Annotated in this window: 22 protein-coding genes; 14 read left to right on the forward strand and 8 right to left on the reverse strand. The window is 47.6% G+C overall.

What is annotated here, in order from left to right; genetic code table 11:
- Together rbsK and azu are read left to right on the forward strand one after the other, a co-directional pair.
- The coding region (rbsK, locus tag ACK5NH_RS20565) for a ribokinase (RefSeq protein WP_416923085.1) at positions 1 to 892 on the forward strand (892 nt) is incomplete at its 5' end.
- A gap of 171 nt (positions 893 to 1,063) precedes the next feature.
- On the forward strand, positions 1,064 to 1,540 hold the full coding sequence (azu, locus tag ACK5NH_RS20570) for an azurin (protein ID WP_416923087.1): 477 nt from the start codon (positions 1,064 to 1,066) through the stop codon (positions 1,538 to 1,540).
- A gap of 159 nt (positions 1,541 to 1,699) precedes the next feature.
- Here azu and ACK5NH_RS20575 read toward each other — a convergent pair whose 3' ends face one another.
- Complete coding sequence (locus ACK5NH_RS20575) at positions 1,700 to 2,005, reverse strand: DUF3622 domain-containing protein (RefSeq protein WP_416923089.1); 306 nt, start codon at positions 2,003 to 2,005, stop codon at positions 1,700 to 1,702.
- Between the two features lie 352 nt (positions 2,006 to 2,357).
- Here ACK5NH_RS20575 and ACK5NH_RS20580 point away from each other — a divergent pair, with 352 nt between their 5' ends.
- Positions 2,358 to 3,626: a glycerophosphodiester phosphodiesterase family protein gene (locus ACK5NH_RS20580; RefSeq protein ID WP_416923091.1), complete on the forward strand. Its 1,269-nt coding sequence runs from the start codon at positions 2,358 to 2,360 to the stop codon at positions 3,624 to 3,626.
- Between the two features lie 86 nt (positions 3,627 to 3,712).
- Here ACK5NH_RS20580 and ACK5NH_RS20585 read toward each other — a convergent pair whose 3' ends face one another.
- A complete protein-coding gene (locus ACK5NH_RS20585) occupies positions 3,713 to 4,279 on the reverse strand; it encodes a phosphoribosyltransferase (RefSeq protein ID WP_248967026.1) in 567 nt (188 codons plus the stop codon).
- Between the two features lie 333 nt (positions 4,280 to 4,612).
- Positions 4,613 to 6,379, reverse strand: coding sequence for an alkaline phosphatase D family protein (locus ACK5NH_RS20590; protein ID WP_416923094.1), 1,767 nt, complete (start codon positions 6,377 to 6,379; stop codon positions 4,613 to 4,615).
- Positions 6,380 to 6,648: 269 nt separating this feature from the next.
- Here ACK5NH_RS20590 and ACK5NH_RS20595 point away from each other — a divergent pair, with 269 nt between their 5' ends.
- Both ACK5NH_RS20595 and ACK5NH_RS20600 read left to right on the forward strand, forming a co-directional pair.
- Entirely contained in the window at positions 6,649 to 7,074 is a 426-nt protein-coding gene (locus ACK5NH_RS20595; RefSeq protein ID WP_011624048.1) for an HPP family protein, read from the forward strand.
- 83 nt (positions 7,075 to 7,157) lie between these two features.
- On the forward strand, positions 7,158 to 7,760 hold the full coding sequence (locus tag ACK5NH_RS20600) for a DUF4274 domain-containing protein (RefSeq protein WP_416923096.1): 603 nt from the start codon (positions 7,158 to 7,160) through the stop codon (positions 7,758 to 7,760).
- A 53-nt stretch (positions 7,761 to 7,813) separates the two neighbouring features.
- On the opposite strand, the gene ACK5NH_RS20605 is transcribed toward ACK5NH_RS20600, so the two are convergent.
- Entirely contained in the window at positions 7,814 to 9,175 is a 1,362-nt protein-coding gene (locus ACK5NH_RS20605; protein ID WP_416923098.1) for an MATE family efflux transporter, read from the reverse strand.
- Positions 9,176 to 9,502: 327 nt separating this feature from the next.
- On the opposite strand from ACK5NH_RS20605, the gene ACK5NH_RS20610 reads away from it, so the two are divergent.
- Positions 9,503 to 10,417 carry an alpha/beta hydrolase gene (locus ACK5NH_RS20610; RefSeq protein WP_416923100.1) on the forward strand — a complete coding sequence of 305 codons (915 nt, stop codon included), beginning with the start codon at positions 9,503 to 9,505 and terminating at the stop codon, positions 10,415 to 10,417.
- 95 nt (positions 10,418 to 10,512) lie between these two features.
- Here the strand turns inward: ACK5NH_RS20610 and ACK5NH_RS20615 are convergent, their stop codons facing one another.
- Positions 10,513 to 10,995 (reverse strand): cupin domain-containing protein, encoded by a 483-nt coding sequence (locus ACK5NH_RS20615; protein ID WP_416923102.1) that lies wholly within the window; start codon positions 10,993 to 10,995, stop codon positions 10,513 to 10,515.
- Positions 10,996 to 11,133: 138 nt separating this feature from the next.
- Between ACK5NH_RS20615 and ACK5NH_RS20620 the strand changes: the two genes are divergently transcribed.
- From ACK5NH_RS20620 to ACK5NH_RS20640, 5 genes are all read left to right on the forward strand, one after another.
- Complete coding sequence (locus ACK5NH_RS20620; RefSeq protein WP_416923104.1) at positions 11,134 to 13,302, forward strand: TonB-dependent receptor domain-containing protein; 2,169 nt, start codon at positions 11,134 to 11,136, stop codon at positions 13,300 to 13,302.
- On the forward strand, positions 13,302 to 13,763 hold the full coding sequence (locus ACK5NH_RS20625; RefSeq protein WP_416923106.1) for a TlpA family protein disulfide reductase: 462 nt from the start codon (positions 13,302 to 13,304) through the stop codon (positions 13,761 to 13,763). Before ACK5NH_RS20620 ends, ACK5NH_RS20625 begins: the two co-directional genes overlap by 1 nt.
- Positions 13,764 to 14,054: 291 nt before the next feature.
- Entirely contained in the window at positions 14,055 to 14,963 is a 909-nt protein-coding gene (locus ACK5NH_RS20630; RefSeq protein WP_416923137.1) for a GGDEF domain-containing protein, read from the forward strand.
- A gap of 293 nt (positions 14,964 to 15,256) precedes the next feature.
- Entirely contained in the window at positions 15,257 to 15,673 is a 417-nt protein-coding gene (locus ACK5NH_RS20635) for a hypothetical protein (RefSeq protein WP_416923108.1), read from the forward strand.
- A 112-nt stretch (positions 15,674 to 15,785) separates the two neighbouring features.
- The gene (locus tag ACK5NH_RS20640) at positions 15,786 to 16,895 is read left to right on the forward strand and encodes a trypsin-like serine peptidase (protein WP_416923110.1); all 1,110 of its coding nucleotides are present in this window, start codon (positions 15,786 to 15,788) and stop codon (positions 16,893 to 16,895) included.
- A gap of 122 nt (positions 16,896 to 17,017) precedes the next feature.
- Here the strand turns inward: ACK5NH_RS20640 and ACK5NH_RS20645 are convergent, their stop codons facing one another.
- Both ACK5NH_RS20645 and ACK5NH_RS20650 read right to left on the reverse strand, forming a co-directional pair.
- Positions 17,018 to 19,204 (reverse strand): OsmC domain/YcaO domain-containing protein, encoded by a 2,187-nt coding sequence (locus ACK5NH_RS20645; protein WP_416923112.1) that lies wholly within the window; start codon positions 19,202 to 19,204, stop codon positions 17,018 to 17,020.
- A 216-nt stretch (positions 19,205 to 19,420) separates the two neighbouring features.
- Complete coding sequence (locus ACK5NH_RS20650) at positions 19,421 to 19,663, reverse strand: hypothetical protein (protein WP_416923114.1); 243 nt, start codon at positions 19,661 to 19,663, stop codon at positions 19,421 to 19,423.
- A 339-nt stretch (positions 19,664 to 20,002) separates the two neighbouring features.
- Here ACK5NH_RS20650 and ACK5NH_RS20655 point away from each other — a divergent pair, with 339 nt between their 5' ends.
- Positions 20,003 to 21,667: a methyl-accepting chemotaxis protein gene (locus tag ACK5NH_RS20655; protein ID WP_416923116.1), complete on the forward strand. Its 1,665-nt coding sequence runs from the start codon at positions 20,003 to 20,005 to the stop codon at positions 21,665 to 21,667.
- Between the two features lie 182 nt (positions 21,668 to 21,849).
- Here ACK5NH_RS20655 and ACK5NH_RS20660 read toward each other — a convergent pair whose 3' ends face one another.
- Positions 21,850 to 22,239 carry a ribosome recycling factor family protein gene (locus ACK5NH_RS20660; protein WP_416923118.1) on the reverse strand — a complete coding sequence of 130 codons (390 nt, stop codon included), beginning with the start codon at positions 22,237 to 22,239 and terminating at the stop codon, positions 21,850 to 21,852.
- Between the two features lie 313 nt (positions 22,240 to 22,552).
- On the opposite strand from ACK5NH_RS20660, the gene ACK5NH_RS20665 reads away from it, so the two are divergent.
- Positions 22,553 to 22,798: a DUF3297 family protein gene (locus ACK5NH_RS20665; RefSeq protein ID WP_011624059.1), complete on the forward strand. Its 246-nt coding sequence runs from the start codon at positions 22,553 to 22,555 to the stop codon at positions 22,796 to 22,798.
- Between the two features lie 362 nt (positions 22,799 to 23,160).
- Positions 23,161 to 24,075 carry a nuclease-related domain-containing protein gene (locus ACK5NH_RS20670; protein WP_416923121.1) on the forward strand — a complete coding sequence of 305 codons (915 nt, stop codon included), beginning with the start codon at positions 23,161 to 23,163 and terminating at the stop codon, positions 24,073 to 24,075.
- Positions 24,076 to 24,158 lie beyond the last annotated feature (83 nt).

The following is a 24,158-nucleotide window of genomic DNA, read 5'->3' on the forward strand; positions in this document are numbered from 1 at the left end:
AGGCAGTGCCAACGCCGACCATGTTATGAATTTTGAGTATTTGCCCGCACCGGGGCAGACCTTAGTGAGTCAAAGCTACCGACTAGAGCATGGTGGCAAAGGAGCGAATCAGGCGGTGGCCTGCGCCCGCTTATGTCAGGCCGATTCGCGAGTGGATTTTATTTGTCACTTAGGTCAAGACAGCGCTGGAAACGAGATGCGAGCCAATTGGCTCAAGGATGGGATAAAAGCCGATGGCATCACGCAAGTCGCCAATATGAATAGCGGCACGGCGATGATTTTTGTCGCCGACAATGGCGAAAATTCCATCGGCATTGCCGCTGGCGCCAATGCCCATCTAACCCCTCTTGAGATAGACAAACATTATGCCCTGTTTGCCAATGCCCAGTTTATGCTTATCCAACAGGAAACCCCGATGGATACAGTGAGCCATGCATTGCAAACCGCCAGACGCCTAGGCATTACCACAGTGCTGAATCCCGCGCCCGCCGTGAGTTCACAGCAGGATTACCTCAAGTGGGTCGACATTATTACCCCGAATGAAACCGAGGCCGAAGCGTTAACGGGCATTGAGGTCAATAGCGAAGAAGATGCCAACTTAGCCGCCCAACTGCTGCATCAACAAGGGGTGACGACTGTGGTAATTACCTTAGGCAGTAAAGGTGCGTTTATCAGTAGCGCAGGCTTTACCGGGTTAATTCCGGCACTTGAAGTACAAGCCATAGATACGGTTGCCGCTGGCGATACCTTCAATGGCGCCCTAGTCGTGGGCTTAAGTGAGGGCATGTCGATAGCCGCTGCCGTCGGCTTTGCCAACGCCGCATCCGCAATCACAGTGACCCGCGCTGGCGCTCAACGTGCCATTCCCTACCGCCACGAACTGCCGCGTTAACTCCCCATGAGTGCGGCAAATTGTCGCACTCAGCCTATTTCACCATAAAGTTGTATATACATAATTTACATATCGAATTCAGTCCCATTTAATGAATTAAGCCTATGCTGGCAAGCGAATACTCGAGTCACATCGGCTCGATCCACCTTGTTCAGAATAAGGAAGTACCAGATGAAAGCGAAAAGCACCACTTTCCGTAATATGACTAGCGCTAGCTTACTTGGCCTAGGATTATTAGTCGCCAGCCAAGCGAGTGCTAACGAATGTGAACTCAAAATTGCTGCGACTGACGCTATGCAATTTGACACTAAAGAGCTGTCTGTTCCCGCTACTTGTAAAGAAGTGACCCTGACGCTAACGCACACTGGCACACTGCCAAAAGCGGCGATGGGCCACAACTGGGTGTTAACAAAAGCCGCTGATATGTCTGCCGTTGCGACCGATGGTATGAGCGCTGGCGCCGATGCAGCTTACGTTAAAGCCGGTGATAGCCGTGTTATCGCTCACACTGCATTAGTGGGTGGCGGTGAATCAACTTCTGTAAAATTTAGCACTGCGGGCATGAGCGCGACTGAAGCTTACCAGTTCTTCTGCAGCTTCCCAGGCCACTGGGCGATTATGCAAGGTAGCTTTAAGATCCAAGGCTAATTCCATTGCCTATGCTCACTTTAGGTATTCCCTTAAGTGAGACAACAAAAAAGCGGACCTCGGGTCCGCTTTTTTGTTGAATGCTGATTGGCTCACGAGCCAGTTTGCCTTCGAGGATTTTGTTTCGAGATGTCTTCGGAGATGCACTCTTCGGGCGAGTTATTCTTCGCCGAACTCGTCTTCATCATCAAAATCATCGGCATCGGTTGCCGCTTCAGCCGCTAAAGCCGCCGCTAATTTGGCCTTAGCTTGTTTCTCTGAGCGACGCTTGTTGCGCTCAGCCAGCGTGCCTAAAAACACTTGCAGCTCGGCTTGACCCCAAGCTTGTGCCTCGGCCTCGGTCGCAAAACCGTCATGGCTTTTCGACACTACCGTCTTAGTCGACGTCATACGACGGGTGATTTCCGTCTTCCAACCATTTTCAGTTTGAGTGACGCGAAAATCGTATTTTTTACCCTTGCTCATTCTGCTCTATTTCCTAAATGATGCTTGCCACGTTTGTCTTATCAAGCGATACAAACGCCATCATAAAACAAAAGGAGCGCAGTTTACTTGATTTCGGCAAAGAAAGATCGCTTACGAGAAAATTTTCATGCTCAGCTGGCTCAATGAGTCGAGGCATCCCAATATAACCCCGCCTGCCAGATGATTTTTCGCCCTAATCTTAGTCCTAAGCTCAGTATCAAGCTAGCGCAAAAGCGGCTGGCGGACGGTATCTTTTCTTGTTTTGGTCATAAAAATAAGTAAATTTAGTCATATAGCAATTTTAGAGTGTGAGGGACCCTATTAATAAGTCATTCATAATTTAGGAAAGATGATGAATACCTCCTCAGTAACACTCTGCATGCTGTTGGCAAGCACGGTCCTGCTAGCAGGCTGTAACAGCGATAACAAAGATAGCGAGACTACACCGCCACCAGCGAAAATGGTGCCCGCCCAAGTCGGTGAGCGACCACTGTTTTTAGTGCGCCAAATGCAGGACAGCAGCTTAAAGACCCGTTTAGCCCAGTGCGAAACCGATCATTTCTACCGTAGTGATTTTTCCATTGGTCACCGCGGCGCGGCAATGCAATTCCCTGAACACACTAAAGAATCCTATCAAGCCGCCATCAACTCTGGCGCGGGTATCGTCGAGTGTGATGTGACTTTTACCGCCGATAAAGCCTTAGTCTGTCGCCACTCCCAGTGCGATCTAGCCAGTACAACCAATATTTTGACTATTCCCGAACTTGCCAATAAATGCTCAGTCCCCTTTACCCCCGCCGATGCGGCCAATGGCGTCGCCGCCACTGCAACTTGCTGCACCAGCGATATCACCCTCGCCGAATTTAAAATGTTAAAGGGCAAGATGGAGGGCGAAAATCCAAAGGCGACCAATGTCGAGGAATTTATCAATGCCACGCCTAAGTGGCGCACCGATCTCTATGCGGGCAACGGTACCCTAATGACCCACGCCGAGAGTATTGAGATGTTTAAAAAGGCCGGCGTTAAAATGACGCCCGAGCTAAAAGCCGCCAGCGTGGCTATGCCCTTCGATGGTTTTACTCAGCAGGAGTACGCCCAGAAGATGCTAGATGAATATACCGCAGCGGGTGTCGATGCCTCGCAGGTATTCCCCCAATCCTTTAATTTAGAAGATGTAAAATACTGGATTGCTAACGCCCCCGAGTTTGGCAAACAAGCGGTATATCTTGATGATAGATATGATATTCACACGGGCTTTGACCCACAGGACTCCTCCAGCTGGTCGCCCTCAATGGCGGAACTTAAAGCCCAAGGCGTAGAGATTGTCGCGCCGCCACTCTGGGTGCTGGTGACTTTAGATGCGGATAAAAAAATCATTCCATCGGAATATGCCAAAGCCGCGAAAGCAGCGGGGCTTAAGATCATCACTTGGAGCTTAGAGCGCTCAGGATTATTGAAAGATGGCGGCGGTTGGTATTATCAAAGCATCACAGATGCCATTGATAATGAAGGCGATACCTACGAACTACTCGATGTGCTCGCCAAAGATGTCGGCGTGATTGGCGTGTTTTCGGACTGGCCGGCGACTGTCACTTACTATGCCAACTGCATGGATTTATAGGCCAAACAAATAGGCTGTATTTCAAATACCGAGAAACAAAAAAGCGTTAGCAAAAACTGCTAACGCTTTTTATTAACAGATTCTTTTTACTTAAAAAGATGCTGAATATTTTTTAAATCGCCCTTACCTTCGGCAATTTCTTCCGGCGTTAAACCTGTCACTTCGTGTGGGAACACTAACCAGTCGTCAGAGGCATGGATATAGTAATCAGGCTTTAAAGGCACAGCGGTATTCTTTGGCTTGTAATAAGGACAAGCGATACGAATATCCTGCGGCATGTTTAAGCGCATCAGTTGGCTTAACTTTTCCTTCAGCGCGTGGATACTGCGGCCAGAGTCAAACACATCGTCCACAATCAGTAAACTGTCGCTAGCATTCGCATTTTCAACAATGTAATGCAGGCCATGTACTTTGATTTCTTTGCTTTGCTTGTCGGTACCAATACCGTAGTAAGACGAGGTACGCACGGCGATATGGTCGGTTTCAACCTTCTTAAAGTCGAAAAACTCTTGTACCGCGATCCCGATTGGAGCACCGCCACGCCAAATACCCACGATAAACTGCGGACGGAATCCACTCTCATAAACCTGTGAAGCTAATAGAAATGAATCTTCGAGCAGTTGTTGTGCGGTAACGAAATATTTTTCTGACATGACACCGATCCCCATCTTAATTATTGATTTTAGGTGTTAAAGCGCGAGCTTTTACCCTGTAAGGTCTGTTCGGCGTCCAAAACACGAGAACAGCAATCTCTTCATAAGAGTCCTAGCAAGTGTAGGCAGCCGCCGAATTTTGGGAGCGAATTTTATACCAAAAAAAACCGCCTTGCTGCAGTTATAGTCATAAGTTGCAGGTGAACGGCCGTTTATTTTGCATTTTTAGGACGGAACTAACAAAAAGCGTACAAAAAAGGCCACCAAAAGGTGGCCAACAAGGAACGAGCACAGGCTCAAAGCAAAGTGTGAAGCTTAAGTTTGACGCTTAAGTTAGCTCACAGGGTTGATAATATGTTCACCGACCTTAGTCATGGCGCTGTAGCTGCGGCTACTCGACTCTTCAAACTCCTTCGCCAGAATCGTGCTGACATAATGCCAGTCGCTACGCACCGCTTCTTTAGTGAAGGTTAAGGTCATAAAGCCGCGGTCTTTAAGGTTGGTGTATTTAAGATCTGGCACCAACTCGACGATCGCCGCCTCGGTTGCAGGGATCTGTTCCGCAGGCAGATTTAAGTAATATTCCAAACCAGGTGATGATACTGAGCTTGTGGCAAACTCGACCCCAACGGTATCGCCGTTGACGTCTTTAAGCTCATTCGCCCAGGCATTATGGGTGTCACCGGCAATCACGACTAGGTTGTGATTTTTCGATTTAGCCGTGCCTAAAATCACTTCCCTTTCATAGGCATAACCATCCCATGCATCCAAGTTATAGGGAATTGATGGCAGTTGCAGCAGGGCAATCACTTCTGGCGTTAACAGGGCTTGATTGGCCTGCAAGTACTGTAATTCCGCCGCCGTTAGGGTTGGATCATTTGCCGCAGCGCGGGCGGCTAACTTCGCCAACGCCCCAAGCATGGCATATTGTGGGATGCTCATTTGCTGGGTTGCAATCGCCGCAGGTAGAGACATCTTGCCCATGAGGATCTGTTGTCCTAATACCTGCCAAGTGCCCGTGGCTTGCAATAAGGTGCCCTGTAACCAAAGTAACTGGGTCAGCCCTAACATAGTGCGCGAGGTCGATGTCACATCTGCGCGGAAACGCTCCCCATCGAAGGCGCCCGTACTGGCATCCATATAATCGGCATAATCGAGCTGCTTATCGCGGGCCAAGACGCGCGTATCCAGCATATGTAAGTCGACTAAGTTGCCGTAACTGAAGCTGCGATAAATCTCCTCATGGTTACCCTCGCGCCATGGGCGGATTGGCAGCCACTCGAAGTAAGCCTGCAGCGCGGCTTCTTTACGAACGGCAAAATCCCCTTCGCCTTCGTTGTGATTCTCGGCGCCATCACGCCAAGTATCGTTTGCCACTTCGTGGTCGTCCCATACCGTAATAAAAGGCACTTTCGCGTGCAATTTTTGCAGGCTGGCATCGGTATGATATTGGCCGTAACGGGTACGGTAATCGCTGAGGGTCAACAGTTCGTTGGCGGGTAACACTTCACGGCCAAGCTCTGCCGCATGTTCGCTGGCATAGCCGCCGCGAGCATATTCGTAGATATAGTCACCCAGATGCACCACGGCATCGAGGTCATCCTGCGCCGCAGCCAATTCATACACGTTAAAATAGCCGGCTGGAAAGTTAGCGCAGGACATGACGGCAAGTTTTACCGAACTCACATCCCCCTCGGGTAGAGTGCGGGTCTTGCCCACCTCAGAGGTTTTTCCGCCCGTCATAAAGCGGTAGAAATAGGTTTGTCCCGCACGTAAACCACGGGCATCGATTTTGACCGTGTAATCACGATTAGCATTGGTGACCATCTCCCCTGTGGTCACTAATTGTGAAAATGCCGCATCACTGGCCACTTGCCAGCTGACTTTGACATCCCCAGCAGAATCTGGCGTCACACGGGTCCAGAGGATCACCGCGTCTTGCGCAGGGTCACCACTGGCTACCCCATGTAAAAACTGCGCAGGAACAGATTTATCATCATCACTGTCACTACACCCCATTAGGCCGTAGGAGATCACTGCTGCACCAATGCCTTTGGCCGACATGGCTAAAAAATCACGACGAGTCACGGTTCGTTTCATTATTATTATTCCCTTATAGATGAGGTTTCACTGGTATGAGGTCTAATGAGGCCCCGATTGTGAGACATCACTGTTACACATTTGTGACATCTTTGTCAGCCTTTTATGATTTCTTTTAATTCATAAGCTTATACTGGATGACGTACTTTATTTGTACAGCACTGGCACAAGCCATGAGTAAGCTGCTAACATCGGATCAGTGGCAAATCGCTCAGATTTTGGCTCGTCGAGCATCAAACCTGAGCCTTGTTAAAAAAGGAATTTATAGGATGAAAGTCAGCGATATTATGAGCACTGAGGTCATCTGCATCAGCGATGGTGCTAGCCTGAAAGATGCCCACCATTTAATGCAAACCCGCGGCGTGCGCCATTTACCTGTGATATCTGAAACCGATGGCACCTTAGTCGGTGTACTCACCCATAAGAAGATGATCGCCAGCGTATTGTCTATGTTGAACAAATACGGCCAAGGCGCATTGGATCGCAAGGAACGCTACACTCCCATAGCGACTGTGATGGACAAAGACTGCCAGCACTTAACCGCCGATGAGCCCTTAAGCGTGGTGGTGGAATACTTTATCGACAACAAACTCGGCTGCTTACCCGTAGTAGATAACGATAAGAAAGTATTAGGGATTGTCACCTCTTCCGACTTTATTAAGCTCTGTCGTACCCTGCTGCAACAGCAAGCTTAACGCCTAACATCCTCACTCTTTCTCGCTGGCCCTCGGTTATCAGGGCTGGCGAGAGTCATTATTTAAAAACTCCAAGGACGCCCGTGGCCAAGTTATTAACCCAAGAACAATTTATCCGCGCCTATGAATGCGCCGAATTAGGCTGTATCACCAACCATGACCGCCTCGCCCAATTGCTCGCCGATCCCGATTATGACGCTTTACATGAATACAGCGCCTACTTTGGCAAAGCGGCGACACAAATCTTCTGTATCAGTGACTTACAAAGTATGGAGGAATTGCATTTTGTCGCGGGAAACTTGAATTGGGATGACCATGATCCCGATATGGTGAGGGCGATTATCGAACATCCGCTCTGCGATGCGGGTACCGCTTTATTGCTTTACTGGTACGGACAAGGCTTTTATTACTCCACACCACAGAGGCTCGACACGCCTTTTGGACAGCTATTCAACACCATCACCGAACGCTTTGTTGCGCGCGACTATGCCAGTTATAGAATCCATTTTGATCCGTTTAAAGAATGTTTTATGCCCTCATTAGAGGATGTCCTCACGAATGGATGCCAAATTCCTGGGGCCATTTTTGCCCCCTACAGCACAATGGAAATTGAAACCGATGCAGGGCATCCAAGGTATCTACAATTTAAAAATGAGCAGCTGAAATCGGGTAAATGGGGCCAGTAATAAGCCCTAAGCTGTCTTTAAATAGAACGCTTAAAGCCAAGCTATTAACGTGATTAAACAGGCGTTGCTGGCGGAATACGGGTAAAACGCTGCCAGCGCCCCGAGCGCCAACGGTGCACCATAATCAAGCCTCGCACCCATTCATCGGCCGCAACCGCAAGCCAAGCGGCAAGGACGCCATAACCTAAATGCAGCCCAAAGAACCAAGCCAATAACACGCCAATTCCCCACATGCTAAACAGGCCAACGCGCACCGGAAACGCCACATCCCCCGCACCTTTTAATGCCGAAATAATCACCAGATTAAAGACTCGGCCGGTTTCCAGCGCGATAGAGCCCAATAACAAGAGTGCGGTAAGTTGAATGACCTCTGGGTTTTCACTCAGCCAGCCCACTATGGTAAAACGCTGCCAGTAAAAGGCTAACACTATCGCGAGGGAGGCAATAAAGCCCACCAAGCAATACTTTTGCACCCGTAACGTTATCTCATCGAACCATTGTTTACCGACGTAGTAACCAGTTTGAATTTGCGCCGCCTGACCGAGCGCCACCGCAAAACAGTAAATAAAGCGGCTGATATTCAAGCCATAGGTATAGGCGGTCAGCGAGAGCGTGCCCATCTGACTAATAAAATAGATGATGGTCATCTGCGCCACGTTGTAGGACAGCATTTCGCCCGCATTAAGCAAACCTATGCGCATCACGCTCCAATAGGTGCTGCGCGGCAATAACTTAAGTCGCAGCATCGGCAGCGGGATACCTTTATGGCGGATCACCGCCAGCATAATCAAGGCACCGATAATCTGGCTGGTGACAGTCGAAATCGCCACCCCTGTCACCCCATAAACTGGCAAACCAAAGGGAGAATAGAGGGCAATATAGTTACCGAGTACATTCATCAATCCCGTGCTGGAGGTAACTAACATGGCCGAGCGAGTAAAACCGTAGCTACGTAAGATGGCCGCAAAGGCGATGTTCATCACCAGCCCTATGCTTAAACTACCGCAGATCAGCAGATAGTCATTACCATAGCCTGCGACTTCTGGCTCTAGCGCAAATAAACTGATAATGCCGTGGGCACCGAAAAACATCGATGTGCCCATAATCACGGCTAAGCCTAAGCTTAAGGCCACACTGGCCACGCCAATATCGGTCGCTTGCTGCGTCTGCCCTGCACCATTATTTTGGCTGATCAGAATGCTGGCGCCCGTGCTGACCATCATGGACATCACCATCATAAAAAACATCAATTGGGTGGTGAGTCCCACCGCGGCGACGGCATTATCGGAATAATGGCTCAGCATAAAAATATCGCTGATCCCGAGTAAGGATTGCAGCAAGGTTTCGATAAAAATCGGCCAAGTGAGGGCGACAATGCCCATGCGTTGTTGCAGGGTTTTAGCTGATTTGGCCACGTCCAATCCTTACCGCTGGAAGACAAGTGAAATAGCAATAACACGCCAAGGCTGGCGAGCGGTAATTTTCTTACATTTTTAGATTGTGCTCAATCCTTCGTCACCACTAAAGCCTGCCCCTGCAACCGTATTCATTGGGTGGAGCTCAATTCATTGAAGTCGAAAAATATCAGTAACGTCTCAATTAACACTCTTTAATCGACTGAAATAGCAGGGATTAATACCATATCACCCAATACACACTACCCTTTTTGATATCGAGCCGATACACTTTGCCGACCACAAGGGGCGATAAGCGCTCACCGAATATATTCAGGGAAACTGCACATGAGCCAACTCTATTTAGAAGACGGAATTAAACAATTAGTGAGCGAGTTTATCGCCGCAGGTTGCCCTTCGGTGCGCGAACAAAGCCTTGAGGAGCGCCGCCAAGGGTATATCGCTAGCACAGTATTGGCAGGTGAGCCGGAGGCTGTGTTTGAAGTTAAAACCCTATCCCTTGAGGGCATCGAATTAACGCTATTTAAACCCTCGGCGGACAACAACTTACCCGTGGTCATTTACTATCACGGCGGCTGTTTTGTCAGTGGCGGCATCGCCACCCATAATCAGCAACTGCGTAAAATTGCCAATGATTCCGGCGCATTAGTGGTGGCGGTCAGCTATCGTCTCGCCCCTGAGCATGTATACCCCGCCGCCCATGATGATGCCTTCAGTGCCGCCAATATCGTGCAGCAACATTGCCAGCAATGGGGCGGGGACAACACCAATATCACTCTGATGGGCGACAGTGCTGGCGGCCATTTAGCCTTAGTCACTTGCCTGCGGTTAAAAGCACAAGGGCAATGGTTACCTAAAAAACAAGTGCTTATCTATCCTATGTTGGATGCGACCGCCAAAAGCCAGAGCTATATCGACAATGGCGACAAGTACATTATCACCCGCGACACGCTGCTCACGGGCTTTGATATGTACCTCGACTGGCACCCCAGAACCGATGTTGAAGCCAGCCCACTGCGCAGCCAAGATTTAGCCGGTTTACCCGAAACCCATATTATTACCGCCGAGTTCGATCCCCTGTTAGATGAGGGCGAACAGCTATTCCGTAACCTGTTAGATGCGGGCGTAAATGCCCATTGCCGCCGTTATTTAGGGGTGATCCACGGCTTCTTCCAACTCGCTGGTGTCAGCCAATCGGCGCGAGATGCCATGGTGCAAGTGACCCATATTATTCGCGCTTAACCCTCGCTAAGCCGCATGTCGAGATAAAAGGGATGCGGCTATTGAATCCATTCAACGAATAACCTATTGCATGATAACGCAATGATCTAACTGCGCTATTTCGCCTCTGGTCGACTCAGCTTGTAGATCACATCTTTATGCTGCGGATACATGGCCAGTAAGGCTTCTTGGCTAAATAACTCAAAGTCATCAAAGGTAAAACCGGGTGATACCATACAGCCCACCAGTGAAAACCCAGACTGATTCATGGCCGAGCCAAAAATACAGCCCTTAGGCACTAAAAACTGCGGTCTTTCACCTGCGGCTAAATCGAGTCCTAACTGCGCCGAGGTCAGCTCACCTTCGGGGGAAATCATATAAATCGTCAATGATTGCCCCGCATGGAAATACCACATTTCATCGGCCGTGAGTCGATGAAAATGCGACACTTCACCAGTTCGCAGTAAGAAATAAATACTGCTCCACAGCTGACGACTCGGATCGAAGGCCGATTCTGAGCGATAGGAAGAACGGTAATATCCGCCTTCTACATGCTGTTCAAGTTCTAAATACTGAATAAAATCATCTGCATTCTGCATCTTTACTACTCCATTCATTTTTTCGCATCTGTATCTTAGCCAATACCTTTTTTAAGAAGATGTTAGAACCATGACCGAAATCAAATAATAATTATTCTCATTTGCATATAATCCTGCCACTTATAATTTTACGGAGAAATGAGAGTGAAGCCCACTTACCTTGCCATCCTGTTAGCTGCCCTACTACATCCCTCATTGGCCAGCGCAGACGAAGTAAACAAACCTGAGCTGGAAAAAATTGAGCGCGTGAGTGTTGTTGGCGTAAGACAACGATTAGAGCAAGCCGGCACCCTAGCAAACACTATCATGAAAACCGAAGTCATCGACGCCAGCATTATCGAGAACAAAAATGCCGTCAACCTCTCGGAAGCGATAGATAATTCCCCCGGCGTCAAAGTCTCCAACGAATGCTCCATGTGTGGTGTTAAACGGATTATGCTCAACGGCATGAAAGGCGAGCAGACCACGATTCTGGTCGATGGTTTGCCCGTGCATACCATGATCTCAGGCTATTATGCGGTCGATGCCATTCCAACCACAGGCGTCGAGCGCATTGAAGTTGCCCGTGGTGCGGGCGCCTCCTTAATCGCCCCCGAAGCTATTGGCGGCACCATCAATATTGTCAGCTACGAACCCACAGAAAACGGCGCCGAACTGGATATATCCGCCGGTGAAAATGGCTACCGTAAACTCGGTTTTCTCGGTAAAGGCGTGACTGAAGATGGCCGCACCCGTGCGACGCTCGTTGCGCAATATGATGATAGAGATCAAGCCGATGCAGACAATAACAAAGTCAACGAAGCACCGATGCAGGAAAACCGCAGCCTGACCGCCCGCGTGTCCCACGATGTGACCGATACCGATAACCTAGTGATGCGCGTTGCCAATATCCAATCGGAAATTTTCGGCGGCCCCATGATAGGTAGCACCTTTGCCGATGGCGTCGCCTCTAGCACGGGTAACGTGCTATCCGGCTACGATGGCCAGTCGAGCGAGTCACAACAGCTCTTTGAAGATGGTGATGTACGTAAGCGTTACACTGGCAAGGCTTGGGAAACCACAGAATGGATTAAAACCGAGCGCAACGAAGCCTCACTCGCTTGGCTGAGGGAATTTAACGACAACTGGAACATGCACCTTACTGCCAGTTACGCCGACCATAAGCAGGACTCCTTTTATGAAGGCTTCGACTACAGCGCCGATGACAAGATGTGGTTCTTCGACGCGCGCTTTAACTATCTTTTGACCGATAGCCAACTACTCACCTTCGGCGCCGACTTACGCACAGAGGAAATGCGCTCCCATTCACGCTCAGGCAGTGCTAACCCTGACTATGTTTCCGACTCCTTTGACTATGATGTAAAAGGCGTTTATCTACAGGACACTTGGCAAGCCACTGAGTCTTTAGAAGTCGCCATGGCGCTGCGTTACGATACCATCAGCGCCGATTTTACCGACCCCAGCAAACCCGGCACCGAACTCGATGAGTCGATTCTGTCCCCTAGGGTCGACATTCGTCTGCGCCACAATGATGAATGGACCTCGCGCCTATCCGCAGGCCGAGGCTACCGCGCGCCCCTGTCCTTCTTTGAAACCGACCACGGTATTTTAGACGGCTCACTCGGCTTCGACATCGATATCGACGAGCTAGAACGCTCCAATTCAGTCAACTATGCCCTGAGTTACGAGGGCGAGCGCCTCACCTCTACCGCCTCGATTGCTTGGACCGAAGTCGAACATTTGGCGGCATTAACCACCAACGACCATGGCATTCCATTGCTGACCCAACTAGATGAAAAAGCGCGCGTCATCACCAGCGATATCGCCCTGGGTTATCGTTTGACCGACGATATGAGCCTAAGCCTCACCGCAGAGCATTTTGATTATGATTCTGTATTTAAATCCTCCTATGCCATTGCACCTGTTGAGAAAAGGGTCACGCTCAGCATGGATTGGGATCTAAATGACTGGGAGTTTTTCGCGAATCTAGTATGGATCGGCAGTCGCGATCTGGCAGACTTTGGTTACGAAGGCTATAACCGCCTAGACGCTAATGGCCAAGTGGACCCTAGCTCGAAAAAGACCACAGATGCGCCGGCTTATGTCACTTTAGATCTCAAGGTGAGTTATCAACTTAACGACACCCTGTCGCTCTACACTGGGGTGAGCAACCTGTTTGACTACACTCAGGCTGGAGATGAAGACACACCACTGTTTTACGATGCCGAGGGCGCCTTCGACGTGGGTTATATTTATGGCCCACTGCGTGGCCGAGAGATCTATGCTGGCATGAAGTTTAGCTTCTAATGCAACGCATTCTTCTCCTCATGCTGTTGTGCTGCGCCCTGCCGTTACAGGCGGCGCAGCTCACCCGCGACTATCAGTTTCAAGCACTGAGAGGCCAGCAACTCACAGATCTGTCGCATCTTGAGGGGCAAGCGATGGCATTGATGTTCTTTGAGCCTGAGTGCCCTTGGTGTATCAAGCAGGCGAACGTGCTGAAACAACTGCATAAAAGCTGTTCTCAACCGATTCAACCCGTGGCGCTGGGCGTCAACGGGGATAACTTAACCTTAAAACGCGCCCTATTTAGGCTAAATTTTCCCTTTGAGGCCTATCGCGCACCGCCCGCCTTGCTACAGGAGATGGGCGGCATTCCCGCCACGCCAATCCTGCTGTTGCTCAATACCAAGGGAGAATTAATCAAAGGCTATCGGGGTTTTACCGATGCAGCAGAGCTAAAGGCACTACTCTGTAGCGCAAGTTAATATCAGCATAATTTAATCTATTGTTTTCAATCAGAGTTTTGTTTTCACCGCTTAAAGAGTGCGGTATTCTGATTGGGAGCAATAGGTTTCACCCAACGAAATCAACACGAATCTAAGCTGTTCATTACTAACATCAGATACACTTAAAGCATTACTCTGTAATGCTCAGACAACGGCTCAGACAGAAAGCCAAGTGGGTAAATGATTTACGCTAGGGGGTGTTATAGCTGTAGGAGTTAAGCAAAAGCGCTTCTACCTATTAGACCCTTTAACTAGTAGGGGACTTATTTGATGGTTAATGTTGAGCAAATGGCTTTAGTGCTGGACGCGCTACCCGATCCGGCGTTTATCCTTTCCCAAAGCGGCCGCTATGTTGCCGTGTTTGGCGGTAAAGATGCGCGTTATTACCATGACGGCAGTGGATTAGTAGGTCTTTACCTGAGCGATGTACTCAACGAAGAAAAAACCGCTTACTACCTCAATATTATTCAGCAAGCCTTAGATAGCCGCAGATTACTAATCGAAGAATATGAACTCAGTAATAAGGATGTCAAAGGGTTACCCGATCAAGGTCCTTCAGACCCTATCTGGTTCGAGGGGCGTATTCAGGCACTGGATTTTCTCGTCGATAACGAACCCGTCGTCCTTTGGGTCGCCAGTAATATTTCCAAACGCCATAAGCTAGAAATACAATTGCGGCAATTAAGCGATACCGACCAACTGACAGGCCTCTATAACCGCCGTCGCTTAGACCGTGATTTACAACTCCTTTTCGACACTTTTAGCCGTCACCTTATTCCCGCCTCGATCTTAGTCTTAGATCTGGATCACCTAAAACTGATCAACGATCAGCTGGGGCACCAAGCGGGCGATCGGGTGATCATCGCCGTCGCCGAAACCTGCCTACAACAATTTCGAAAGACCGACAGTGCCTACCGTTTTGGTGGCGATGAATTTGTGATCGCCCTGCCCGGGGTTGAGCATGAGCAAGCCAGAGTGTTTGCAGAATATCTCTGTGACTGCTGTTTTAAAGCATTGCAGAAATTGTCGGTCAAGGGCCTCTTTGCCACCGTCAGCATTGGTGTCGCCAGCATAGAAGCGGGCGATAAATCCTATGAAGACACCCTAAAACGCGCCGATGCCGCGCTCTATCAAGCCAAGCGGGATGGTAAGAATCGCGTTATCGCCAATACGGCTTAAGTTCCGACAATAGGATAGGGCTTTATATGAGTTCACCTTGCAACATATACACCCAGAACTTATGACCTTATAATCGTAACACATTACAATAAAAATTTTACACAAGCCTAATGCAGAAGAATATTTAAGATAAATATCAAAAAAACAGTTATTTTAAGATTAATAAATTGATAGAGTGAATAAACTCATTTACAATTATTAACCATATTTTACCTTAGACAACATGTTTGCTTATACATAATCAAGTCAACAGAAAACATATTTACACTCAAAATTAAAACAAGGCTAATATAATGAGATATTCTCAGGAAGAGATGAAAACAGCATATAATAATGTTATGAAAAAATGCAAACCTATGGGTGCCATTTTTGGAGCATTGGTCGGTACCGTTCCGGCGCTAGCAATTTATATTTCATTTGTTTTTATGAATATTAACGGACCTATTTGGATTTTATGTATTTTACCTCCAGCTGTTATTGGCATGTTTTCACGCTTTGTTGGGAGAACCTTTAGGCCAGAGCATCGTATCCCAGCAGGGTTAATCGGAGCAATAACTCATATTTTAGGATGTTATATTTTAGGAAGTGGAATAATTTTTTATCTATTAGCACCGATTAATTTTGTAATAGCAATGATAGCAGCAAAAACAAAGCTAAGCGAAGTAGAAGAATGGGCAATTTATCAAGCTGATATTGGAAAGCTATCCTAAAAACATAATAAATAAAAATAAGAAAATGAGATTACTAAATATAGCATTATTTATTCTACTCTTTTGTAGTTTCTATGCTGATTCTACGGAATATTCCGTTAACAGCTCAACGATGAACTCCAGAATACAGATAAAAGATATCAATCAAGTATTACCAGCTCAAAGCGTCGGTACCCTAATCATTACAAGAAATAGATTTAGTAAAGATACTCAATCACTATGTACGGGTATTCTAATTGCTGATGACTATCTTATGACAGCGGCTCACTGCATTATCGACCATATGACTGGTGAAGGTGTGCTCAATGCAGAATTTATTCCGCAATACCTTGGCGATGGTAAGCAAATTCGTTCAAGAGTATTTATTGAAAAAGGCTGGGTTCACAAAAAATACTTAACCACTGATTATAAAGATATTTTACAATTCAAAAATGGTTTAGTCTCACTCAATCGCAAACCATACTCCAGTGATTTAGCCATACTAAAAGTAATGAGTAACCAAACAGGATATGGCTTAGGTAAACAGTACGGATATGTAGCCCCTATTGCAGCAGAAGAAGCGTTAACCACTAAAAAACCTAATGTAAGTTTACTAAGTTATCCAGCAGATAAAAGTGGTAATACATTATGGTATCAGCAATGTCACTTAACAGAACACAAGTCATTAATAGGGAAGTTTGACTGCCAAATCTACTCAGGTTCTAGTGGTGCAGGATTACTAATAAAGGCACCGAATTCTGATAAAGATAGGGTGTTAGGGATAGTTTCATCTTCATCTGATAATGGACTATCAGGTGCTGCGGTTATTTTTTCTACTGAAATGATACAAGACATTCAGAATATTATTAAGAATCGTACTGAATCGATTAAAAATTTTAGTACCGTACAATTTAAAACAACACCCCGAACTTATGTGCATATTGAAAATCTTTGCAAAAAAGAAATTATCGCCATGGTATATTCAGAAGAAAATAATCAGGAAATAGTTTCTGAGAGCAAAATACCAGTTAATACATCCGTAATTTTTAATAGCATACAATCTAGAATATGGTACAGTCATATTAGAGATCTAGAAGGAAAACCTTATAATTTTGGCAATGATATATTGCTAGATATTAATAATAAATCGTATTATTTTAAAAAAAATATTATTCCACATAAAAATATTGGCAATGGAAGTATTTTTTATGGTGATTATTTTCTAAAAGTATACTGTATTTAATACAAGCTGCGTTTATTAAACACAGTACTGTAAAATGACCTATAACATCAAACTAGGAACTACGATTTAGGGGCTTGCATCAACACTGTTTAGGTTAGTTTGATGCAAGCCTCTGTTGAGTCTTACTTAACCGCTTTGGCCTTGCGGGCGGCGTGCAGTTTCTTATAGCTTTCAATTAAGCGTAAATGTGGCTCAATCCCTTCAAGCCGCATGCTGGTCTTAGTTAAACCGCTGAAACGCACTTTACCGGTAACGCTGCCGACCACTTGCTCCATCACTTCCTCGCCAAACATGCGGGTAAAGTTATGGCTAAAGTCTTCGAGTTCAAGGTCTTCATCCAGCGTCACTTCCAGCACTGCGCTCATTGCTTGGTAGAACAGATTGCGCTTCACGGTATTGTCGTTAAATTGCAGGAATTCACCGACTAATTCCAGCGCCTCTTCATGCTCTCCGAGTGCTAAATAAATCAGGATCTTAAGTTCGATAATCGTCAGCTTGCCCCAGACAGTGTTTTCATCGAATACGATGCCAATCAGGGTGCGGATGTCGGTGTAGTTATCGAGCTGACTTTCCTCTAAACGTGTCACTAGACCTGCAAGCTGCTTAGTGCTTAGGGAATGCAGGTTGAGGATATCTTCGCGGTAATCCAGCGCCTTGTTGGTGTTATCCCAAATAAGATCTTCAACTGGATAAACCTCTGAGTAATCGGGCACTAAAATACGACAAGCCGACGCGCCTAATTCGGTAAATTCGGCGACATACACCTCTTTACCCAGCTCTTCTAAAATGCCGAATAAGCGGTCCGCTTCCTCTTCGTTAGTGCCGGAAAAATCCCACTCGCAGAACTCATAGTCATGCTTGCTGCTAAAGAAGCGCCATGAGATCACACCCGTTGAGTCTATAAAGTGCTCAACAAAGTTTTCAGGTTCGCTCACCGCCATGCTGTTAAAGGTCGGTTTTGGCACATCGTTTAAGCCTTCGAAGCTGCGACCTTGAAGTAATTCGGTCAGGCTGCGCTCCAATGCCACTTCAAAGCTTGGGTGGGCACCGAATGAGGCAAATACCCCGCCAGTTTTCGGGTTCATCAGCGTCACGCACATCACAGGGAACTGGCCACCTAAGGAGGCGTCTTTCACAACCACTGGGAAGCCTTGTTCTTCTAAGCCCTTAATGCCCGCAAGAATGCTTGGGTATTTTTCTAACACAGACATTGGCACGTCTGGCAGTACAATTTCTTGCTCGATAATTTGGCGTTTCACCGCGCGCTCGAAGATCTCAGACAGACACTGGACTTCGGCTTCTTTGATGTTGTTACCCGCGCTCATGCCATTGCTTAAGAACAGGTTTTCAATCAGGTTCGATGGGAAGTACACAGTCTCGCCATCGGATTTACGGGTGTAAGGAATCGCACAAATGCCACGGTCGCTATTGCCCGAGTTAGTGTCGATAAGATGCGAGCCACACAGTTCCTCATCGGGGTTATAAATCTCGAGGCAGTAGTCGTCTAACAGGCCCGCTGGCAGGGCATCGTCTTTCTCGAGGGCAAACCACTTTTCGTTGGGATAATGCACAAACTCGCTATTGGCGATCTCAACCCCAAAGAATTGGTCGTTATAGAAGAAGTTATTGTTTAAACGCTCGATAAACTCACCGAGTGCCGAGCACAATGCGCTCTCTTTGGTTGCACCTTTACCATTGGTAAAACACATGGGCGATGCGGCATCTCGAATATGCAGTGACCACACATTGGGCACGATATTGCGCCATGAGGAGATCTCAATCTTCATCCCCAGCTCAGCCAAAATGCCGGTCATATTGGCAATGGTCTGCTCCAGCGGTAAGTCTTTACCCAAAATATAGGTGCTGCTGTCGTCGCCGGGATGGCCCATTAACATGGCATTGGCGTCGGCATCGAGGTTTTCAACGGTTTCGATTCTAAACTCTGGGCCAGTCTGCACCACTTTCTTTACTGTGCAGCGGTCGATAGAGCGCAAAATACCTTCGCGATCTTTATCCGAAATATCATCGGGCAATTCGACATTGATCTGGAAAATCTGGTTGTAGCGATCTTCTGGGTCGACAATATTGTTTTGCGACAGGCGGATATTGTCCGTCGGAATATCGCGGGATTTACAATATACCTTCACAAAGTAGGCCGCACACAGCGCCGAAGAAGCTAAGAAGTAGTCGAAGGGGCTCGGCGCCGAGCCGTCGCCCTTATAACGAATGGGCTGATCGGCCGTTACCGTAAAGTCGTCGAACTTAGCTTCGAGTCTCAGGTTGTCGAGAAAATTAACTTTGATTTCCATTAGAATTTTTCCACTCAATATGCTCAAACGCAGTAATCTTATCAGTTACCGCACAGCATTGCCCTTGGGCGCTATCGTCTGGGGGGAATTATCGGTGTTTTTCGCCCATTAGTCTTGGGTTAATTATGTTAAAAAAACACCAGCGCATTTTTACGCCATGGGCTGCAAGCAGCAGAGTAGGATTTATTGCAGCATTCACTGTGTTTTAGCCAAGGGTTAATGCTCAGCACTGCCTTGCTTATCCGCCTCGCGTTTAACCAGTAAGAAGGTGAGATACATCTTTGTCGGCAGGGATAACGCCATGCCAAAGGCAACGCAAACGGCGCTGATAATAATTCCCTTAACGCCCATGGCTTCGACGGTCTCATTAAAATTATGCAGATAAATCCCAAGCATAATCAGGCACAACCCAAGGCCAATGCAGATTTTTAAGAGCGTTATCAACCTTTGATTAGTCACATTCCTGCCTTTAGTGCGCGCATTGAGTGTGCGCCACGATATCGCCTTCTTTAAGCTTGAGTCGTCTTGGTTAAGCTTGAGTCGCAACGCTTACTCACTCAAGCAAACAAGCGCCGTACAGCCTATGCATCAAAATTAACTAATATAGTGAGCGTATTCGCTTATTTAGGCTTTGATTAAGATCAACTAAGTGCTGCCAGCCGTACTCATCCTTAAGTCAAATACCATTCAGGTATTTTGTCGGTTACATTAGATATTTGTTAACTTAAGCACTTAAGAATAATGGGGATTAGTTATACTGCCCTGCAATTAAAGAGGCTTATTTCGGAGTTGTTAAGCATGTCTAATTTCAGTTTACGTAACAAATTGCTCCTACTCGCACTGTTCCCGTTGATTCTGACCCTCATCATACTGATGACAGTTTCCTACCATGTCGAACAATCGGCGCTTGACGAAGAGGTCATCACATTTAGAGAAAAGCTGATTGGTGAGCGTAAAACCCAAATCAAAGAAGCCACCCAAATCGCCGCGGGCATAGTGCAATACCAGCTATCGTTAAAAGAACTGGGTAATGTTAACCAAGCCCTACGTGATATTCGCTTTGGCAGTTCGGGCTACTTCTTTATTTACGATTCCCAAGGTAAAAACCTGTTCCATGCGGTGATGCCCAACCTCGAAGGGCAAAATAAAATCGATATGACCGACCCCCGCGGCACCAAAATCATTGTCGGCTTACTCAACGCCGCGAAAAACGGTGACGGTAATTTCTCGTTTTACTTCCAAAAACCGAATACTAATGAGCAAATCGAAAAAATCGGCTACTCCATGATGATCCCTGGCACCGATTGGATGCTCGGCACTGGGGTCTATATTGATGATATCGATGCCGTGGTTGAGGATTACCGTGCTACCGCCTATGAACAAATGATAAGTAAATCCCTTGGGGTATTATTAATTGCACTGCTACTGGCGGCCATTACCGCCGCAATGATCTTAGTGGCCGCCCATCGTATGGTGACGCCGATTAAGAATATGGCCGATAATTTAATCGATATCGCCAAAGGCGAAGGCGATTTAACTAAGCGCCTCACAGTGACAGGTGAAGATGAAATCGCCCAATTAGGCCGCTCCTTCAACCTGTTTGTCGATAAACTACAAACCATTATCGGCGATGTGGCCAATGCCACCGCCAAAGTCAAAAGCGCGGCCAATGCAATTCACGACCAAACAAAGGTGATGTCGAGCCAGCTTATCAGCCATAACAATGAGACGGATCAAGTGGTTACCGCCATTACTGAGATGTCAGCCACCGCGAGTGAAGTGGCGCAAAATACCACCCAAGTGGCCGAGGCGACCCACGCCGCCACGGGCGATGTGGCCAATGCCCAGCGCTGTGTCGATGCCTCGTTAGAGGAGATTTCGGCGCTGATGGCGCAAATCAATAATGCCGCCAGCAATATTCAATCCTTGAGTGAACAATCCAAGAAAATCAACAGCGTACTCTCGGTCATCGGCGGCATTGCCGAGCAAACCAACCTATTGGCCTTAAACGCCGCGATTGAAGCCGCCCGCGCCGGTGAGCAGGGTCGCGGTTTTGCCGTGGTCGCCGATGAGGTACGTAACTTAGCCAGCCGCACTCAATCAAGCACATTAGAAATCAACGAGATGCTATCTGAGCTGCACAAGCTGGTGAGCCTAGCGGTCAAAACCATGGAAGAGAGTCAGCAGAGTTGTGTGCGCTCGGTGGATTCGTCCCGCGCCATCTCCGAAAGCTTAGGCTCAGTGACCTCGGCAGTAACCGCCATCAATGATATGAGTACCCAAATTGCCACGGCGGCGACCGAGCAAAGCTCAGTGACCGAAGAAATCAACCGCAACGTGTTCGCCATTCAAGAGATTGTTAATGAGCTGCTGCACTCCAGCGAAGATGCGGCGAGAGTCAGTCAAACCGTGTCACAGGAAGGGCTTAACCTAGGCAAACTCGTCGGCCAATTTAAGATTTAACGCTAAGGCGTGATATTGGCGGTCGCTGTTAGTCGATTAGGTGTTAATCACCTCGGCGTACGTCGATTCAGTGATAGTCGATTCGGTATAAATAGTTATCTTTAACCACCTAAGGCCTCAAGCAATCGAGGCCTTTTTCTTGGTGGCTGCCAGCGAATAACCCAACATAATAGAGTTCGGCATCAAAGCTCGGCCTCGAAGCGGGCAAGGCGCGCCTCGCTCATCGTGCATTGAGTTTGCTGCATCAGTTCGCCCAAGGTAATAGCGGGGTTTTGGTTGATCAGGCGAACCAACTTTGCGCCGAGTGGTTCAAGCTTATCGGCGTGTTGTAATAAGCCGCTGTCGATCTTTTTGATCATAAAGGCAAATTCGGCAGCATCACCCTCAACTTTTAACTCGGCGCAGCAGCTTTGAATCGCGATAGCCTGCCCTGTGATGCTCCAATTACGGGAGCGGCGCACCCGCTTAAGCTCGCAGCTCTTTTGCACGGCAATCGCCTGCGCCCGCTTGACCGCCTCGCGGCCGATGCGATGGATAAGGGATGGCAAGGGAATACTAATATCATCATGCATGGCAAGTTAACTATCGGGCCTTGAGTTGAATATGGGTGAATAACGGAGCGCGGCGCTAAGTCGTAAGCGCAAAGCCTTAAGCAGAACCCCTTATGTGCGATGCCTTAAGCGCGAAACCTATAGCCAACGCCGCCAGAGTGTACCCCGCGCCGCGTGCGAACAAAAGACGATACAAGCTTATGCAACAACTCACGCTAAGCGCCCCTCGCCCAAGATAGCGGCTTAGGCGTCACAGACTGACAACAACAGTCCTTGAGCAAGGCGACGGGATTGCCTACAATAACGCACTTTTTGTTCACTACAGATAACGACCATGACTGACACAACTTCACAACCCGCATTACCGGATCGTCTTTCGGTTAACCCACGCAGCCGCCACCATGTGGCTGAAGTCTTCCAATACGATGTGGGTATCCGTGTGAACGGTAAAGAACGTTTCGATGTTGAAGAATACTGCATCAGCGAAGGCTGGGTTAAAGTACCAAGCAAATCCTTAGACCGTCGCGGTCAACCTCTGCTGTTAACCATCAAAGGCACAGTAGAAGCATTTTACCGTTAAGCACCCACGGCTTAATGGATAATAACAACGGCCAATTCGATTGGCCGTTTTTATTTGCCCTACGTAACACCAAAGCCTCCTCCCAATACCTCTCCCCAGATATTCACAAGTCATTATTTAAAATAAGCTTTTGTGATAAAATGCATTGATTAAACCGCATAGCGCGGGTTAAAGTGTGACCACTAAGGGAAATGCAGAGCCACACTCGAACACCCATATCGAGCACGCTATTTAGGGATGAAGCAGCAACTCAGTTATCCGCCTCCCCCCTCTTAAAGCCACCTCTGTCACCAAGGTATCAAGCACATTCGTTATATGTGCGTTATGGAATAAAGAAAAACCTTTTTACTTCAAGGATGTAAATGACAGATTTCGGCAGCAACCTATTATCCGTGGTAATTATTCTATCCAGCCTGTTTGTCGGTGCAGGAGTGTTGCATGTGTTTCTTCGATACCGCGATGCAACGCTAACCCTGCCCGTTGATCGTGAGCAGCTAACCCGCATTCCAGCCTATGGCTTACAAAAGCAAATCCAAGATCTGCAATTAGATTTAATGGGTTACATGATGATGGGAGCCATAATCTTTAGCTTCCCCTTTGCACTCAACAGCATTCAAGCACATATCGCAGCTGGCAAATTCCCTTGGATGTTAAGTATTTCAGCGTTAATGGGCTTAAGCTATTGCAGCTTTAAAACATGGAAAAACTTTTCCAAACTTACCAAATTACGCCTAGGGCATACGGCAGAGATCGCCACCGCTAATGAACTAATCGGCCTACAAGCCTTGGGTTATCAAGTGTTTCACGATGTACAAGCCGACGGCTTTAATATCGACCACCTCGTTATCGGCAAAAATGGCGTATTCGCGATTGAAACCAAAGGCCGCCATAAGCGCAATAAAGACCTACGCCAAACCAGTGGCGGAGGCTCTGGCCGTAGTTCTGGTAAGAAAGGCTATGAAGTATTTTACAAAGACGGGCGCTTAAACTTCCCCTCGTGGACAGAAACCAAGCCCATAGAACAGGCCGAACGTCAGGCTAAGTGGGTCAGCCAATGGTTAACCAAGGCCACAGGCTCTCCCGTCGCCGCCACCCCAGCCCTAGTATTCCCCGGCTGGTATGTCACAAGCCAATCGAAACCCCCGTTCCCGATCCTCAACCACAAACAATTAGTCGGCACGATCCCGAAACTGAAAACCCAAGATCTTACCCAGCAACAGGTCGACACCATCATCTACCAAGTCGCCCAAAGATGCCTAAGTAAAAGCGAGGTGTAGAAATAATAAAAACGAAAATATTAGGCTGAGCCCGTTTATCCGCAATATTTTCATAACCACATTACGAATCACGGAAGTATTAT

Origin of the sequence: Shewanella sp. (assembly GCF_047975355.1) — a bacterium.
GTDB lineage: Bacteria > Pseudomonadota > Gammaproteobacteria > Enterobacterales > Shewanellaceae > Shewanella.

Coding starts and splice junctions, on each gene's coding strand:
- ACK5NH_RS20595 (WP_011624048.1), top strand. CDS start 6,649: ATGAAAGTCAGCGATATTATGAGCACTGAGGTCATCTGCATCAGCGAT.
- ACK5NH_RS20580 (WP_416923091.1), top strand. CDS start 2,358: ATGAATACCTCCTCAGTAACACTCTGCATGCTGTTGGCAAGCACGGTC.
- ACK5NH_RS20665 (WP_011624059.1), top strand. CDS start 22,553: ATGACTGACACAACTTCACAACCCGCATTACCGGATCGTCTTTCGGTT.
- azu (WP_416923087.1), top strand. CDS start 1,064: ATGAAAGCGAAAAGCACCACTTTCCGTAATATGACTAGCGCTAGCTTA.
- ACK5NH_RS20645 (WP_416923112.1), bottom strand. CDS start 19,204: ATGGAAATCAAAGTTAATTTTCTCGACAACCTGAGACTCGAAGCTAAG.
- ACK5NH_RS20610 (WP_416923100.1), top strand. CDS start 9,503: ATGAGCCAACTCTATTTAGAAGACGGAATTAAACAATTAGTGAGCGAG.
- ACK5NH_RS20655 (WP_416923116.1), top strand. CDS start 20,003: ATGTCTAATTTCAGTTTACGTAACAAATTGCTCCTACTCGCACTGTTC.
- ACK5NH_RS20670 (WP_416923121.1), top strand. CDS start 23,161: ATGACAGATTTCGGCAGCAACCTATTATCCGTGGTAATTATTCTATCC.
- ACK5NH_RS20590 (WP_416923094.1), bottom strand. CDS start 6,379: ATGAAACGAACCGTGACTCGTCGTGATTTTTTAGCCATGTCGGCCAAA.
- ACK5NH_RS20630 (WP_416923137.1), top strand. CDS start 14,055: ATGGTTAATGTTGAGCAAATGGCTTTAGTGCTGGACGCGCTACCCGAT.
- ACK5NH_RS20620 (WP_416923104.1), top strand. CDS start 11,134: ATGAGAGTGAAGCCCACTTACCTTGCCATCCTGTTAGCTGCCCTACTA.
- ACK5NH_RS20625 (WP_416923106.1), top strand. CDS start 13,302: ATGCAACGCATTCTTCTCCTCATGCTGTTGTGCTGCGCCCTGCCGTTA.
- ACK5NH_RS20585 (WP_248967026.1), bottom strand. CDS start 4,279: ATGTCAGAAAAATATTTCGTTACCGCACAACAACTGCTCGAAGATTCA.
- ACK5NH_RS20640 (WP_416923110.1), top strand. CDS start 15,786: ATGAACTCCAGAATACAGATAAAAGATATCAATCAAGTATTACCAGCT.
- ACK5NH_RS20660 (WP_416923118.1), bottom strand. CDS start 22,239: ATGCATGATGATATTAGTATTCCCTTGCCATCCCTTATCCATCGCATC.
- ACK5NH_RS20635 (WP_416923108.1), top strand. CDS start 15,257: ATGAGATATTCTCAGGAAGAGATGAAAACAGCATATAATAATGTTATG.
- ACK5NH_RS20615 (WP_416923102.1), bottom strand. CDS start 10,995: ATGCAGAATGCAGATGATTTTATTCAGTATTTAGAACTTGAACAGCAT.
- ACK5NH_RS20575 (WP_416923089.1), bottom strand. CDS start 2,005: ATGAGCAAGGGTAAAAAATACGATTTTCGCGTCACTCAAACTGAAAAT.